The sequence below is a fragment of the Candidatus Planktophila limnetica genome (assembly GCF_002288365.1).
Lineage (GTDB): Bacteria > Actinomycetota > Actinomycetes > Nanopelagicales > Nanopelagicaceae > Planktophila > Planktophila limnetica.
Map to the genome: position 1 here is coordinate 1,004,770 of NZ_CP016782.1, position 15,526 is coordinate 1,020,295.

At 46.2% G+C, this 15,526-nt stretch carries 17 protein-coding genes and 1 tRNA gene; 13 read left to right on the forward strand and 5 right to left on the reverse strand.

Annotated features, from left to right (window positions below; genetic code table 11):
- Positions 1–47 precede the first annotated feature (47 nt).
- The 3 genes from PHILAsVB114_RS05250 to PHILAsVB114_RS05260 are packed head-to-tail and all read left to right on the forward strand — an operon-like array spanning position 48 to position 2,920.
- Positions 48–296 (forward strand): acyl carrier protein, encoded by a 249-nt coding sequence (locus PHILAsVB114_RS05250; RefSeq protein ID WP_095698327.1) that lies wholly within the window; start codon positions 48–50, stop codon positions 294–296.
- Positions 297–314: 18 nt separating this feature from the next.
- On the forward strand, positions 315–1,544 hold the full coding sequence (fabF, locus tag PHILAsVB114_RS05255) for a beta-ketoacyl-ACP synthase II (RefSeq protein WP_095698328.1): 1,230 nt from the start codon (positions 315–317) through the stop codon (positions 1,542–1,544).
- Complete coding sequence (locus tag PHILAsVB114_RS05260) at positions 1,544–2,920, forward strand: acyl-CoA carboxylase subunit beta (protein ID WP_095698329.1); 1,377 nt, start codon at positions 1,544–1,546, stop codon at positions 2,918–2,920. The genes fabF and PHILAsVB114_RS05260 overlap by 1 nt, the downstream gene beginning before the upstream one ends.
- Position 2,921: 1 nt before the next feature.
- Here the strand turns inward: PHILAsVB114_RS05260 and PHILAsVB114_RS05265 are convergent, their stop codons facing one another.
- Both PHILAsVB114_RS05265 and PHILAsVB114_RS05270 read right to left on the reverse strand, forming a co-directional pair.
- A complete protein-coding gene (locus tag PHILAsVB114_RS05265; protein WP_095698330.1) occupies positions 2,922–3,677 on the reverse strand; it encodes an SIMPL domain-containing protein in 756 nt (251 codons plus the stop codon).
- Positions 3,678–3,718: 41 nt separating this feature from the next.
- Positions 3,719–4,198 (reverse strand): DUF3145 family protein, encoded by a 480-nt coding sequence (locus PHILAsVB114_RS05270; protein WP_095698331.1) that lies wholly within the window; start codon positions 4,196–4,198, stop codon positions 3,719–3,721.
- 265 nt (positions 4,199–4,463) lie between these two features.
- Between PHILAsVB114_RS05270 and PHILAsVB114_RS05275 the strand changes: the two genes are divergently transcribed.
- Positions 4,464–4,667, forward strand: a complete 204-nt coding sequence (locus tag PHILAsVB114_RS05275) for a cold-shock protein (protein ID WP_017956305.1) — start codon at positions 4,464–4,466, stop codon at positions 4,665–4,667.
- Between the two features lie 61 nt (positions 4,668–4,728).
- On the opposite strand, the gene PHILAsVB114_RS05280 is transcribed toward PHILAsVB114_RS05275, so the two are convergent.
- Positions 4,729–5,325, reverse strand: coding sequence for a M23 family metallopeptidase (locus PHILAsVB114_RS05280; protein ID WP_095698332.1), 597 nt, complete (start codon positions 5,323–5,325; stop codon positions 4,729–4,731).
- A gap of 39 nt (positions 5,326–5,364) precedes the next feature.
- On the opposite strand from PHILAsVB114_RS05280, the gene PHILAsVB114_RS05285 reads away from it, so the two are divergent.
- The 5 genes from PHILAsVB114_RS05285 to PHILAsVB114_RS05305 all read left to right on the forward strand — a co-directional run bounded on the left by PHILAsVB114_RS05285 (position 5,365) and on the right by PHILAsVB114_RS05305 (position 8,142).
- A complete protein-coding gene (locus PHILAsVB114_RS05285) occupies positions 5,365–5,697 on the forward strand; it encodes a lycopene cyclase domain-containing protein (protein ID WP_204246774.1) in 333 nt (110 codons plus the stop codon).
- Complete coding sequence (locus PHILAsVB114_RS05290; RefSeq protein ID WP_095698334.1) at positions 5,687–5,992, forward strand: lycopene cyclase domain-containing protein; 306 nt, start codon at positions 5,687–5,689, stop codon at positions 5,990–5,992. Before PHILAsVB114_RS05285 ends, PHILAsVB114_RS05290 begins: the two co-directional genes overlap by 11 nt.
- 30 nt (positions 5,993–6,022) lie before the next feature.
- Positions 6,023–6,096: transfer RNA gene (locus tag PHILAsVB114_RS05295), tRNA-Ile, on the forward strand.
- 70 nt (positions 6,097–6,166) lie between these two features.
- Complete coding sequence (locus PHILAsVB114_RS05300) at positions 6,167–7,198, forward strand: Gfo/Idh/MocA family protein (protein WP_157906156.1); 1,032 nt, start codon at positions 6,167–6,169, stop codon at positions 7,196–7,198.
- Positions 7,195–8,142 (forward strand): Gfo/Idh/MocA family protein, encoded by a 948-nt coding sequence (locus PHILAsVB114_RS05305; RefSeq protein ID WP_095698336.1) that lies wholly within the window; start codon positions 7,195–7,197, stop codon positions 8,140–8,142. The genes PHILAsVB114_RS05300 and PHILAsVB114_RS05305 overlap by 4 nt, the downstream gene beginning before the upstream one ends.
- On the opposite strand, the gene katG is transcribed toward PHILAsVB114_RS05305, so the two are convergent.
- Positions 8,139–10,307 (reverse strand): catalase/peroxidase HPI, encoded by a 2,169-nt coding sequence (katG, locus tag PHILAsVB114_RS05310; protein ID WP_095698337.1) that lies wholly within the window; start codon positions 10,305–10,307, stop codon positions 8,139–8,141. The genes PHILAsVB114_RS05305 and katG overlap by 4 nt on opposite strands.
- A 157-nt stretch (positions 10,308–10,464) precedes the next feature.
- On the opposite strand from katG, the gene PHILAsVB114_RS05315 reads away from it, so the two are divergent.
- From PHILAsVB114_RS05315 to PHILAsVB114_RS05325, 3 genes are read left to right on the forward strand one after another with little or no spacing between them, the layout of a single operon-like run.
- Positions 10,465–10,707 (forward strand): helix-turn-helix domain-containing protein, encoded by a 243-nt coding sequence (locus tag PHILAsVB114_RS05315; RefSeq protein WP_095698338.1) that lies wholly within the window; start codon positions 10,465–10,467, stop codon positions 10,705–10,707.
- A gap of 23 nt (positions 10,708–10,730) precedes the next feature.
- Complete coding sequence (locus tag PHILAsVB114_RS05320) at positions 10,731–10,997, forward strand: hypothetical protein (RefSeq protein WP_095698339.1); 267 nt, start codon at positions 10,731–10,733, stop codon at positions 10,995–10,997.
- Positions 10,994–12,328, forward strand: coding sequence for a GH25 family lysozyme (locus PHILAsVB114_RS05325; RefSeq protein WP_095698340.1), 1,335 nt, complete (start codon positions 10,994–10,996; stop codon positions 12,326–12,328). The genes PHILAsVB114_RS05320 and PHILAsVB114_RS05325 overlap by 4 nt, the downstream gene beginning before the upstream one ends.
- On the opposite strand, the gene glpD is transcribed toward PHILAsVB114_RS05325, so the two are convergent.
- On the reverse strand, positions 12,325–13,983 hold the full coding sequence (gene glpD, locus PHILAsVB114_RS05330) for a glycerol-3-phosphate dehydrogenase (protein WP_095698341.1): 1,659 nt from the start codon (positions 13,981–13,983) through the stop codon (positions 12,325–12,327). The genes PHILAsVB114_RS05325 and glpD overlap by 4 nt on opposite strands.
- Positions 13,984–14,056: 73 nt before the next feature.
- Between glpD and glpK the strand changes: the two genes are divergently transcribed.
- A complete protein-coding gene (gene glpK / locus PHILAsVB114_RS05335; RefSeq protein WP_095698342.1) occupies positions 14,057–15,526 on the forward strand; it encodes a glycerol kinase GlpK in 1,470 nt (489 codons plus the stop codon).

Below are 15,526 nucleotides of genomic sequence, written 5' to 3' on the forward strand. Positions count from 1 at the left end.
GAGAGAATTACCGCCTAGCAACATCTACGGAAAGAGGATTTACTCAGATGGCACTTTCACAAGCTGATGTATTAGCAGGACTTAAAGAGATCGTTGAAGAAGTTGCCGGTATTCCTGCAGCATCAATTGAACTCGACAAGAACTTCACTGATGACCTAGAAGTAGATTCCCTCAGCATGGTTGAAGTTGTTGTCGCTGCTGAAGAGCGCTTTGGAATTAAAATTCCTGATGAGAAAGTAACTGAGCTCGCAACTGTTGGCGATGCTGTTAACTTCATCGTTAACGCTGCAAAGTAATTATTTAGTTAGATCCCCATGCGTCGCGTTGTAGTCACAGGACTCGGTGCCACCACCCCTATAGGTGGAGATGTCGCATCTTCATGGTCGGCTTTACTTGCCGGCACATCTGGTGTGCGCACATTGACTGAAGAGTGGGCCTCGGGTTTATCTGTTCACTTCGCAGCCCGCGTTGCACAAGAACCAAGTGAAGTAATGGAGCGCGTAGAAATGCGCCGATTGGATCGTTCAGAACAATTTGCATTAATTGCTTCCCGCGAAGCTTGGAAAGATGCGGGATCCCCTGTTGTCGATAACGAACGACTCGGTGTTGTTATCGCATCCGGCATCGGTGGAGTCATAACTCTTCTTGATCAATTCGATGTTTTGAAAGAAAAGGGTTCGCGCCTTGTCAGTCCACACACAGTGCCGATGCTTATGCCAAATGGTCCCGCGGCCCACGTTGGTATCGAACTCAAAGCACAAGCAGGTGTTCACACACCGGTCAGTGCATGTGCATCAGGTGCTGAAGCAATTGGTTACGCACTCGAAATGATTCGCTCTAATCGCGCAGACATCATTGTTTCAGGCGGTGTTGAAGCTGCAATTCACCAATTACCAATGGCTGGCTTTGCTGCGATGAAAGCATTGAGCACACGAAACGATGACCCTGCCCATGCGTCTAGGCCATATGACATTGATCGTGATGGCTTTGTTCTCGGCGAAGGCGGCGGAGTTTTAATTCTTGAAGAGCTAGGGCATGCACAAGCACGCGGTGCCAAGATTTACTGCGAATTAGTTGGACAAGGTCTTTCATCAGATGGCTATCACATCGCAGCCCCAGACCCAGATGGCTCTGGTGTGCAGCGCGCAATTAAGTTCGCACTTCGTGATTCTGGGCTAACAACAAAAGATATTATTCATTTAAATGCACACGCAACATCTACCCCTGCCGGCGATGTTGCAGAAGCCAATGCACTCAGACTTGCACTTGGCGCAGACGCTGACCACGTTGCTGTCTCTGCAACTAAATCATCGACTGGTCACTTACTTGGTGGAGCTGGAGCTATCGAATCTGTCTTTATTGTGAAAGCGTTGCAAGAACGTTTAGCACCACCGACTATGAATATTGAAAATCTAGATCCTGCAGTAACAATCGATGTTGTTCGCGATAAACCACGCGCTCTGCCACAAGGTGATATTGCAGCGCTTAATGATTCATTTGGTTTCGGCGGCCATAACGTCGTACTCGCCTTTAAGTCCTTCTAATGGATCAACGCGATCCGATTGCGCGTATAGAGCGTTTAGTTGATAACGGCGCACATGAATTACTTATTCCCCGCACAGATTGCGGAATGGTTGCTGCAACCGGTGTTATAAAAGGAAACAAAGTAATCATCTTTGCATCCGATGCCACAAAACAAGGTGGTGCACTAGGAGCCGATGGTGCACACGTAATTGTCGCCGCATATAAAGCAGCGATGAAAGAAAATTTGCCGATCATTGGTATTTGGCACTCAGGTGGTGCGCGTTTAAGTGATGGAGTTTCATCCCTAAGTGCATTCGGTGAAGTCTTCTCTGCAATGGTTGCAGCAAGTGGTCGCATTCCACAGTTATCTCTCATCCTTGGACCAGCAGCAGGTGGCGGTGCATACGGACCAGCACTCACTGACATCGTTGTACTTGCACCTGAAGGTCGCATCTTTGTTACAGGTCCTGGAGTTGTTAAATCTGTGACTGGTGAAAAAATAGATATTGCAACACTCGGTGGCCCAGATGCACACCGTAAAAATAGCGGCGTTGCACACGTTATTGCACACACTGAAGAAGAAGCATTTAACACAATTAGAAATGCAACATCACTCTTTGCTAATCAGGGCACAATGAACACAAACATCACCGACTCTGATCTTTCTGTTCACGTTCCTGATGCACATAAGCGCAGCTACGACGTACATCCGCTCATCGATGCCATTCTTGATGCAGATAGCGAAAAGTTAGAACTGCTTCCTATGTGGGCAGAAAATATGACCACGGTTCTTGGTCGCCTCGGTGGCGCAACTGTTGGCGTTATTGCAAATAACCCGGCGCACATCGGCGGTGCACTTGATTCATCCGCTGGAGAAAAAGCTGCGCGCTTTGTTCGCACATGCGACGCCTTTGGAATTCCCTTAATTGTTATTGCAGATGTTCCAGGATTTTTGCCTGGCGCAGGTCAAGAGTGGGAAGGCGCTGTTCGTCGCGGTGCAAAATTGCTTCATGCATTCGCAGAATCTGTAGTCCCCCGCGTAACGCTCACTACTCGCCGCGCTTACGGCGGCGCCTACGTTGCTATGAACTCCAAATCACTCGGTGCATCAAAAGTATTTGCATGGCCAACTGCTGAAGTATCAGTCATGGGCGCAGTCGCAGCAGTTCGAGTCTTGAATCGTCGCTTACTTGCAGATTTACCGGAAGATCAACGTGAAGCAACAGAGTTAACGCTTGCTGCAGAACACGACAAAGTCTCTGGCGGAATTACCCGCGCAGTAGAGATTGGCGCTGTCGATGAAATTATCGAACCAAACAAAACTCGCTCTGCCCTAGCAAAAGCAATCAGCGAAGCACCACATCGCCGTGGTTCACACGGCAATATCCCTCTTTAAATTACTTAGTTTTAAAAGTTACTGAAACAGTTGCTGTCACAGTCTTTTGAATTGTGCTTGTGTCATATGCACCGACATCAGCTGTCATTGTTGAATCCGGAGTAGTTACTTGGATGACACCACTTTTCACGGCTAGAACTTGACCAACTCCACCACCGACTGCATCAGTCATTGCCTTTGCACGAACTTGTGCATCCTTCATCGCTTCTGCCAATAATTGAGGGCGAAGATCTGGAAGTGTGCTGACGTAATACTGTGGTCCGTAGTTATTAACGTTGACGCCTGTTTGTAAGAGCGCACCGATTCCCTGGCTCAAGCGTGAGATCAGTTCTACATCTTTTGAGCGAACAGTAAGGTCACGATTAGCAACGTAGTTAAGTATGCGTCCTGTGCTATTTCCGTTGACGTATTCCTGGTTGGCATAGGTTGAAACAGATCCCAAGGTCAGCGCATCGGCTGCAACGCCACCCTTTGTTAAATAGTTTGTGAGAGCTTCAACATCTGAGCCAACTTTGCGAACAGCATCTGCAACATTGGCACTTGTTTGAGAGGCATTGAGTGTCCACACAACATTGTCAGCAACTGCTTCTGTCTTTGCAGAGCCTGTGACTGTGATGCCGCTATTGGAGCGAGATGCAAAACCTGCGCCTACTTGTACTAATCCACCGCCAACTGCGACTGCCATGATGACAGCAACAACGATAAGTGTGATTGCCTTTGTGCGCTCGATTGCGGATTGTGGATTGTTTATGCTCATGTGCCTATTCTAACTCTCTTTTTCTGTGAATTTTCTGTTAATCAGATTGCCTGCAAGTGCGAGCGCTCTTGCATATCTACTGCCCGCAGCGGCTCGAGTTCGAGTTCCCACTTCATACCCATTGCATCGTGCAATGCGGTGCGAAGTGCTTCCTCATCAAAACTCTTATCAAGTGCTGCGGTAATTTGGTTTTCATTAATCACAATAGATCCGGCTCCATCAATGCTTGCGCGATGGATACCAAGCTCTGGTGTGAAGCGGAAGAAATCTCCGCCGTTTTCAGACTCATCGCGTACTTCAAATCGCACGTAATGCCATGAACGAAGAGCTGTTGCTATTTCTGATGCCTTACTTGTTTTCTCGCGCCAGGAGATTTCGCATCTAAATGTTCCAGCCATCAGCGGTTGTGTGCGCCATGACAGAGAAATCCCATTACCCAGGATGGATTGAAGCGACCATTCGACATGGTGTTTTAACGCAGCAGGGCAGGAATGGATATAGAGGGATCCACGAGTAAGCATTTAAATCTCCTAGCAAGGTGCGCTCTTGATGCGACCTTCCCCAGTCCACCAGCGCTTGCAGGAGTAATTACCTAAATTGTGCTCCTCTTACGCGTAACTGTCTAGTCCCGCTTTAGGTGAACCGAGCAGTAGCAGGTACGCTTTTACCTAGTCGGACGCTTAATCAGTACCCGTTTCATGTTCACATGCTCGGTATCGCTGGCGCAAGAGGAAGACCGTGTTTAAGGATTTCTTAAACACCCACATATCGAAGGAAAAGTAAAACATGGCAACAGGCACAGTTAAGTGGTTCAACTCTGAAAAGGGTTTCGGTTTCATTGCAGTTGACGGTGGCGGACAAGATGTATTCGTTCACTACTCAGCAATTCAAGGAAACGGTTACAAGTCCCTTGAAGAGGGTCAGGCAGTTTCATTTGAGGTCGTACAGGGTCCAAAGGGTCCTCAGGCCGATGCAGTAAATCCTGCCTAATAACACTTACAAGCTTTACTAAAAATCCCCGGTGCCAAAAGCGCCGGGGATTTTTTTAATCTTATTTTTTAGGCTCTGGCGGAATCTCGCCAACTTTTGCTAATTGTTTTGCAACAGCTTTCACAGGTGATAAATCTTTTCCAGCATTCCACGCATCTAAATACTTCCACGGCAACACCGCACCGCGTCGCACCCACCACACATTTGCTTGTGTGGGAGTTGGCCAAGAAATTCCAAAGTGAAGATGTGGCGATGTGCCACGTGCACTGCCGGTGCTGCCAATTGTTCCGATTATTTGTCCGGCCTTAACGGCAACACCTGGCTCAATACTTTTAACAATTGTGCGCAGGTGCGATCCGTAATAGCGCACACCATCTGTGCCAATAACAGATACGTATAGTCCCCCGCGATCAATACCTAAGTTGGTTTTACCGCTCCACAAATCTGTGCGATTTACTTCATCAACAACGCCATCTATAGGTGAAACAAATTTGCACCCTTTTTTTGCCAATATATCTGTGGCTGGATAATCATGATGGGCGCGTGCATAGTTGACCTTGCAATCAGCCACCGGAAATACATAGATAGGGGCTGCAACAGCGGGAGTTATGCCCAATAAAAGAATTCCAGTAATAATCACAGATATGCGTCGCAACATGAACCGAGGCTATCTCACAATCCTGTGAGAAGATTGGACGTGCTTAAGTTTTCATACATGGCCATGTTGGCCTTTACCGTTGTGGGATCTTTCTGGCTTGAAGTGATTTTAAAAGTCGGTGTCTTGCGTCGCATTAAAAGAGCAGCCATCAGCATCATTCCTGTGGCTGCGATGTTTTTGATGTGGGATGCCTATGCAATCAAGCAAGGACACTGGTTCTTTGATCGCGACAAAATCCTTGGAATCTACGGTCCTTTTAATATTCCACTAGAAGAGTTTCTGTTTTTCCTCATTATTCCCCTTGCTGCCCTCATGACAATTGAAGCTGTCACAACGGTTAATAAGCATTGGAAGCAGCGCTATGACGTATAGCCAGATCGCTATTACTGCAGCCCTCATCGCTATTGCCGTTGATCTCTTTGCTTATAGCCAACCACTTTTAAAGCGACGCGCATTCTGGACGTCATATGCAATCATCTTGCCTTTTCAATTACTGACTAATTGGTGGCTGACATCTCGCAATATTGTTATGTATAGCCCTGATGCAATATTTGGACTTCGTATCGCGTCAGCTCCTGCAGAAGATTTACTCTTTGGTTTTGCCTTAATTCTTGGCGTAATGGGTATTTGGGAATACCTAGGTAGGCGCGGAGTTTCTAGAGATTAAGAATAGAAAGTAAGATTGCCAAGAACGTTAGGGGCGGTAGCTCAGTTGGTTAGAGCCCGGAACTCATAATTCCGTCGTCGTCGGTTCGAGCCCGACCCGCCCCACACTACGTAAATTGCACCTATTGACTAGAATTACGAACAACATTAATTTGAAAATATAAAGGGGTTTGAGTTGTCTGAGAGTACAAAAGAAATTCGTGTTGGCCTGCTCGCATACGGTGCAATCGGAGATGAACACAACAGAGCAGTCGGTGCCACACAGACAATGCGCCTGACCGCAGTTGCAGACACAAACCCAGAAAGATTAGCTGCAGCAAAAGAGTTAGTGCCAGATGTGACGACCTTTAACGATTCAACCCAGATGTTAGATTCTGGATTACTAGATCTTGTTGTTATCTCAACTCCCCCAAACAGCCATTACCAGTGGGCAAAAGAGTCTCTCAACCGCGGCATCCACGTCATCCTAGAAAAACCAATGGCGCTTTCAGTTGAGCATTGTGATGAATTAATGGCACTGGCTGCATCAAAAAATCTCTTACTTGTTGTCTATCAAAACAGGCGCTTTGATGCTGATTTTGTAACGATGAAAAAGTTAATCGATGATGGTGTAATCGGTGAAGTATTTTCATATGAGAGCTTTGTCGGTGGCTATTCAAAACCCTGCGATTATTGGCACTCAGATGTTGAAGTTTCAGGTGGTGCAATCTTTGATTGGGGTAGCCACTTCATAGATCAAATCCTTGCAATCATTCCAGGCAAGGTCGATGCGGTCACAGGAATTAATCAAAAAAGGCTATGGAAGCATGTAACAAATGCAGACCATGCAGATGTTGCACTCACCTTTTCAAATGGTGCACGTGCAACATTTACTAATTCAGATCTTGCAGCTGCTCGTAAACCAAAATTCTATGTACTTGGCACAACTGGAGCGATCATCGGTAATTGGGATCCTGCGGCCGGCAGCGCACCTGCTGATTTACCGGCAATTCTTAGCGTGCACCGCTCTGATGGAAAGCATGAAGTAATTGCAAACTCCCCTGTTATCCCTTACTCCTTTCACAAAAGTGTCGCCGATTTCATCAACAATAAAATCCCGATGTCTGTGACTACAAAACAATCCCGTGATGTTGTTGCGATTATGCAGGCCGCAGAGGAATCTGCCAGAGCTAATGGCCGCTCAGTAGAACCGGCGCTTCTTTCGTGAAGAGCACGCGTTGGGGTCTAATCGGTGCGGGTTGGATTGCAACTAGAACAATTGCACCAGCCATGCATGCGGCCACCGACACCATTGTTCAAGGCGTTGCCAGTCGAGATACAGAACGTGCACAAGCACTTAATCCCATAACCGTTCACCAGAGTTATGAAGATCTAATTAATGATCCATCAGTAGATGCTGTTTATATAAGCCTTCCTAATCACTTGCACTGCCAGTGGACGGTGGCTGCCCTTAATGCCGGCAAACATGTCTTGTGTGAAAAACCATTTGCAATGAATGCGGCCGAAATCAAATTAATGGTTGAAGCGGCGCGAAGCAATGATCGCCTATTGGTTGAAGCGGTGTGGTCACGTTGGCATCCGCGGATGATTCGAATGGTTGATTATGTAAAAGCTGGAAACATCGGTGACATTGTTTCTATCGAATCATCATTTACTTTTCCAGGGTCCATTGATGGAAATTATCGTGCGCAGCCAACAATGGGTGGCGGTGCACTCTTTGATGTCGGTGTTTACCCACTGCACGCTATTGCAGCACTCGTCGGAGATGACGCACACGTAGAAATTGAAAAGTGTGATGTCAGTGTTGGACCAACTGGAGTCGACCTAACTACTAAGTGGCAGATGCGCATTAATGGCTCAATTACTGCCAATGGCTTGGCATCATTTGAAATGCCAGAGAATCAGAGCTTGATCGTGCGCGGTGAAAAAGGAACTGTGGAGTTAGTTGGCACGCAAGCATTTACGTCATGGCACAAATCAAGCACTCTGCGATTAGGTGATCACACTGAAGAGTTCCAAGCGGTCGACCCATACAGACTCATGATTGAAAACTTTGGAAAAAGAATTCAGGGTCAAGATAGCTGGGTGCTTACGCTAGAAACTTCTTTATCTGTTGCCAAGGTACTCGAACAGATTCAAAGCTCTAACTAGAAGCGGTCTAGCTCCATCACCTTGTGCCATGCGGCAACAAAGTCATTAACGAATTTCTTGTCTGCATCGCGGCTGGCATAGACCTCTGAAAGTGCACGCAGTACTGAATTAGATCCAAAGATTAAGTCAACGCGAGTGGCACTCCATTGAACTTTTCCACTCTTGTTATCTAGACCTTTAAATGTAATTGAACCTGCATCAGGTGTCCAAGAAATATTGGAATCAAGCAAATTAACGAAGAAATCATTTGTCAGTGCTGACTTTTTCTTAGTTAATACACCGTGCGCAGAGCCATCAGTGTTTGCACCTAGCACGCGCAGTCCACCAACTAGCACAGTCATTTCTGGTGCTGTAAGAGTGAGAAGTGCTGCGCGATCTACGAGTAAGTACTCAAGAGGTTGCGTATTGCCTGCACCTTCAAAGTTACGGAAACCATCTGATAGTGGTTCAAGAACAGCAAAAGATTTCGCATCTGTCTGCTTCTCTGTGGCATCTGTGCGTCCTGGTTTAAATGGCACAGATACTTTGTGACCGCCCTTCTTTGCCGCCTCTTCAATGGCGACACAGCCACCAAGGACAATGAGGTCAGCAATAGATACTGGTGATTTTTTGTTCTTGTCATTGAAAGATTTTTGAATCTTTCCAAACTTTTTTAATACGCCATCTAGTTCTTTAGGAGAATTAACAGCCCAATCACGTTGTGGCTGCAAGCGAATGCGAGCGCCATTGGCGCCACCGCGCTTATCAGTGCCTCTAAATGTTGAAGCCGATGCCCAAGCAGTCGATACCAATTGAGAAGTACTCAACCCTGAAGCAAGAATTAGTTTCTTTAGTTGAGCAATCTGCTTTGCACTAATTTTGCCTGTTGGCTTTGGAAGTGGATCTTGCCAAATCAACTGCTCTTTTGGAACGAGTGCTCCTTGGTAGCGAGCTATCGGACCCATATCGCGGTGCGTTAACTTAAACCACGCACGTGCAAATGCATCAGCAAACTCATCTGGATTTGCTAAGAAGCGACGAGAAATCTTTTCATATGCAGGATCTGTGCGAAGTGCAAGATCTGTTGTGAACATAACTGGTGCATGAGTCTTGCCAGCAATGTGTGCATCTGGCACAGCCTTCTGTGCTGACTCATCAGAGGGGATCCACTGAGTTGCACCCGCTGGGCTCTTTGTTTGTACCCATTCGTATTTAAATAGTGTTTTAAAATAAGTGTTATCCCACTTAGTAGGTGTTGGAGTCCACGCACCTTCTAGACCGCTGGAAATAGTCTCTGCGCCATTTCCTTTACCAAATGTGTTCTTCCAACCAAGACCCATTTGTTCAATGGGAGCACCTTCTGGCTCTGGGCCAACATATTTATTTGGATCTGCAGCGCCGTGTGCTTTTCCAAATGTGTGACCGCCGGCAATGAGTGCAACTGTTTCTTCATCATTCATTGCCATGCGAGCAAAAGTTTCACGAATATCGCGAGCTGATCCCAATACATCTGGATTGCCATTTGGGCCTTCGGGATTAACATAAATTAATCCCATCTGCACAGCAGCAAGAGGTTGTTCTAATTCACGATCACCTGAGTAACGCTCATCTGCAAGCCACTCAGACTCCGTGCCCCAATACGTTTCATCAGGTTCCCAGAAATCTTGGCGTCCGCCACCAAAACCAAATGTTTTTAAACCCATGGAATCAATTGCGCAATTACCAGCAAAGATCATCAGATCTGCCCACGAAAGTTTCTTGCCGTACTTTTGTTTGATTGGCCATAACAAGCGACGTGCTTTATCTAAGTTAACGTTATCTGGCCAGCTATTAAGAGGTGCGAAACGTTGCATTCCGGATCCACCGCCGCCACGTCCATCTGAAGTTCTATATGTTCCTGCGCTGTGCCACGCCATGCGAATAAAGAATGGACCGTAGTGTCCGTAATCTGCTGGCCACCACTCTTGTGATGTGGTCATGAGTTTTTCAACATCGCGCTTAAGTTCTTTAAGATTTACAGATTTAAACTCTTTTGCATAATTAAATTTCTTGTCCATGGGATCTGCAAGTGATGAATTCTGATGCAGCACTTTGAGGTTAAGTTGCTCTGGCCACCAATCACGGGTGTATGTACCTTCATCGGCTAACTTGGCACCTGTGTATGGGCACTTTGCTGTCTCTTCCATGGCGGACTCCTTAATTGTGTAACTGGGGCAAGAATACTCAAATCTAAAGAGAGCACCACTTGAGGTAATTTCAGGCAGCAACCGGAGCCACCTCTCACTCATCTGCGTAACCCTTATTTTTGGTCATTGCCAGGTTGAACAAGCCTTACAGTCAAGTATGAACATTTACTCCGCTGATTTTCCGGCGTTAACCCTGAAGCAACGCGAAACTCTTTCGATGCTTGCACAAGGAATGAGTAACTCAGAAATAGCGCGCATTCACTTTGTCACCGAGAAATCAGTTGAGCAGATGGTGGGCAGAATAGCTCGCACCTTAGCAATTACACCCGATGAGACGAGCAACATGCGAGTTCTCTTAACTCTTGCCTTTCTCACAGGATTAGATGAGGTCTCTGTTTAAAGTATTCAGGTATTGTCCGCGAGATGGACACGGATCTTGCTTCACTTCGCTCAAGATGGAATGACGTATTAGACCTGCTCGAATCTGGCGATCGCATTGCGTGGTTGGTTTTCTTTGATGCTCGTTTAGCTTCTTTTGAAAATAACACTCTGACTTTAGATTTCTCTGATGCACGCAAATTCGCATCAAGTCATGAATACCAAGCCGTGCGCCCTAAGCACAAAGAGTCTTTAGCCGCTGCAATCAAGGAAGTCTTCTCAATTGACATTGCGATAGAAGAATTAGTATGAAGAGTAAATTTCTTGTAATAACAATCTCACTCTTTGCCTTGTTAGCAAGTGGGCTCATGCCAGCACACGCTGATCAAACTCCGGTCATAAATGATGGTGGACCGCTGGCTCCTATTGAATTTAAGGGTCCAGGGCAACGAATTCACGGAGCAGACATCAGCAGATGGCAACATCCAAATGGAAAATTAATTAACTTTGAAAAGATGCGCGCAGCTGGAATCAACTTTGTCATGATTAAAGGATCAGATACTAAAGATGATTCAGATGCACTGGCTCGCAAGTGGTACAAGATTGATAGAGAAGGCGCTCATGCAGCTGGTATCTACACTGGTTACTATCACTATGCGATCTTGCCTAACGTTGCAACAAAGACACTTGTCATCAAAGATGCGCAGGCCCAAGCGCAAAAAGTATTGTGGCGAATAGCTTCCATTGGCGGGCTCACTGAAAAAGACTTACCAATCGCTTTAGATATTGAAAATAAGTGCGTAAAACTTCGTTCTAATAGATCTTGTGAGAAGTATGCATCACGAAATACAGTCACTATTTGGTCAGAAACCTTTTTGCGCATCATCAAGGAAAAAACTGGTCGCATGCCTATTCTTTATTCATATTCTAATTTTCTTGAAAGTTCTATGAAGCGCAGCACTGAATTAGCGCAATACCCACTCTGGCTTGCCCAATATGGGGTGGATCCTGCAGTGCCAACTAATCACCCTGGAATGAAAAATGGTGGTTGTTACGTGCACTCATGGACTGCAGCAAATTGCAAAGCACAGTGGACGATGTGGCAGTACTCATCGTGTGGAATTGCGCCAAAATATGGCGTGCCTGGTTCGCGTTTAGATCTCAATGTTTTCAGAGGAACACCGGATGCTTTCGCAGCACTTAGAAAAGGTTCGTGGACACCAGAGCCAGCAGATTTAATGCCGGTGGGTGAAACAAGTGTGATGACAGTCAAATCTGTGACATTTAGTAATACGAATCGACCTTTGGTTGTCGATGTTGATGTCATGAGGCCAACTCTTGAACCAGTTGTTACTGGTTCAGTTAAATTCGTGCAAGATCCTGCAAATCCAATGAAGGCTTCCCTCAAGCAAAGCGCTATTCGTGCAACGAGTGGTTCTTGGACGCTATCTGTTGCTGGAATTCCTGCCGGCGTGTGGAATGGCCAAATTGTTTACTACGACAATTCAGATACTCATGCGACTTCATCGCAACCCATCACAATCACTGTTGAGCAAGCGCTGAGCACACCGACTCCAAAGCCAACAAAGAAGCCAGTGGTAAAACCTAAGTCAGATGGATGTAAGAACCAGATTAAGAATTAAGCGCTAGCCAATGCTTCTTCGAGCGATTCGATTTCACGCTCTGCAATATCAAAATATGCGTTGATTGAATCTTTCTTCTGCTTTGCCGTCCATCCCAAAACTGGGGCAATAATTGCTGCAACATCATCTACTAAATCCATTGCACTATTTGGCGCCTCAAATGCCAAACGTGTGCGACGTGAGAGAACATCATCGATGCTGCGTGCACCTTCGTGACTTGCTGCGTAATAAATCTCTGCTTTGAGATATGGAAGATCTTTAGTTACTGGTTTTGCCAGCTTTGAATCGTGCTTAATGAGTTCAAGAACTTCACTAATGAGCGAGCCATAGCGATTAAGTAAGTGGCGCACAGATTCTGGGCTCAGACCGCTCTCTTCTGCGATGCGATCTACTTGTTGCACCAGAGCAAAATAACCATCTGCCCCAACAATCGGCACTTTATTTGTCACGCTATCGGCAACTATTCTGCGAAGTTCAACGCCAGCTAGATCAATAACATCTTTGCCCATCACGCGATAGGTTGTGTATTTTCCGCCAGCAATACTGACAAAACCCGGAGCGCTGCGATCGACGGTGTGCTCGCGAGATAATTTAGTTGTCTCAGAATCTTTATTATTAGAAACCAGTGGGCGCAGACCTGCATAGACACCAATGACTTCATTAATTTTTAACTTTGGCTTGAGAACCTTATTAGCCTCATTGATGATGTATTCAACATCGCTTCGATCAGCTAGTGGTCTAGAACGATCTTCAGTATATGGAGTATCTGTTGTTCCAACTAGCCATTGATTAGCCCACGGAATTAAGAAGAGAACAGATTTTTCAGTTTTTAGAATGATTCCTTCAGTGGACTTAATCGCACTCTTTGGCAAAACAATGTGCACGCCTTTACTCATGGTCACGTGATAGCCAGGCTTAATGCCAAATGATTCGTGGAGCTGATCACTCCAGATGCCCGCGCACATCACTGTGGCAGTTGCCTTTATGGTTATTAATTTTCCTGTTTCAACATCTCGAGCCTTAACGCCAGTTACTCGCTTGCCATCTTTAACCAGTGATTCGACTTTGACACCCGTTGCAATAACTGCGCCGTGGCGTGCTGCGGTGCGAGCAATCATCATTGTGTGGCGGGCATCATCTACTTGTGCATCAAAATACTTAATTGCTCCAGTGACAATATCTGGGCGCAGTGATGGCGCAATCTCAGCGATCTTTTTCTGGCTGATGTGCTTGTGTCCTGGCAACGCTCGTTTGAATCCACGCAGTGCGTCATAGAGTGCAAGACCTGCACCAACGTATGTGCGTTCGCGGAATTTTTCATGCAATGGATAGAAGAAAGCGAGTGGTTTAACTAAGTGCGGTGCAAGGGATGAAACCATGAGTTCGCGCTCGTGCAGTGCTTCACGGACTAATTTAAAATCATACTGTTCTAAATAACGCAATCCACCATGAATTAACTTGCTGGAGCGACTAGAAGTTCCGGATGCAATATCTGATGCTTCAACGAGAGCGACTTTTAATCCACGAGATGCTGCATCAAGGGCGGCGCCAACTCCGGTGACTCCACCGCCAATGACCAAAACATCGAATTGATCTTTAGCCAGGCAGGCAAGGGCTTCATCTCTTTGCTCGGTATCGAGTGAAGATGAAAACATTGTTCAATCCTTGTCCCTGAAAGTGATGATTAGATAGGCTAAGCGTAACGCGAGATTGAACTTTGAGGGAAGTATGACTTTTATAGGCTCACTTGATCAGGGAACAACCAGCACTCGTTTCATGATCTTTGACCACGATGCCCAACTCATTGCATCGGATCAACTAGAACATAGACAGATTCTTCCTCAAGCAGGTTGGGTAGAACACGACGGTGCACAAATTTGGGCGAACGCTCAAAAGGTGATGGCTGGCGCGCTAGAAAAAGCTGGATTAAAAAGAAGCGACCTTGCAGCCATTGGTATTACCAATCAGCGCGAAACAACGCTTGCGTGGGATGTAACAACGGGTGCTCCCCTGCACAATGCCATCGTCTGGCAAGACACCAGAACCGCTGAATTTATGAATGATCTCAGCGAGTCAGATAAAAAGAGTGTTATTCATAAAACCGGTCTTGCAATTGCGCCTTATTTTTCTGCAAGCAAGATGAATTGGCTTATCAACAATGTCCACTCAGTAAAAGTGGCGGTTCAAGCCGGTAATGCACGCATTGGAACTATTGATAGCTGGATTTTGTGGAATTTATCGGGTGGAACTTTTGCAACAGATGTAACTAATGCCAGCCGCACAGCGCTGATGAATCTAGAGACTCTTGATTGGGATCCAGATCTGCTTGCACTCTTTGGCGTTCCACGCTCTGTGCTTGCAGATATTCGTTCTACTTCTGAAGTCTATGCAAAGACATCAGATGGTGTTCCGATTGCATCCTTAGTCGGTGACCAACAAGGTGCGATGATCGGACAAGCGTGTTTTGGTATCGGTGATTCGAAAACAACGTATGGGACTGGAAACTTTGCTCTGGTGAATACAGGAACAACAATTGTTCGTTCAACTCATGGATTGCTCACAACGCTGTGCTACAAACTCGGGGACGCGCCAGCTGTCTACGCACTTGAAGGCTCTGTGGCCGTAACGGGCTCTGCTATTCAGTGGTTGCGCGATCAAATCGGAATTATTTCTTCCTCTAGTGAAGTAGAAGGACTTGCAGCCAGTGTTGCAGATAGCGGTGGAGTTTATTTCGTTCCCGCATTTTCTGGATTATTTGCACCATATTGGCGAAGTGATGCACGCGGAGTTCTAGTCGGACTCACACGCGCCACAACAAAGGCGCATATTGCGCGGGCAGCACTTGAAGCAATTGCCTATCAAACTCGCGATGTCATGGATGCCATGGCTGCAGATAGCAAAGTAACTCTTACGCAAATGCGCGTAGATGGTGGAGCGACCGCAAATAATTTACTGATGCAAATTCAATCCGATGTCATGGGAATTGAAGTTGTCCGTCCAAAGGTTATTGAAACAACTGCCCTCGGTGCGGCATACGCTGCTGGCCTTGCAATTGGAATATGGAAATCACCACAAGATTTACGAAATAATTGGCATGAAGATCAAAGATGGAGTGCAACACAGAGTCCTGTTTTACGCGAGGAAAAATACCTACTATGGAAGAAAGCAGTAGAACGCACGCTTAATTGGATAGAGTAG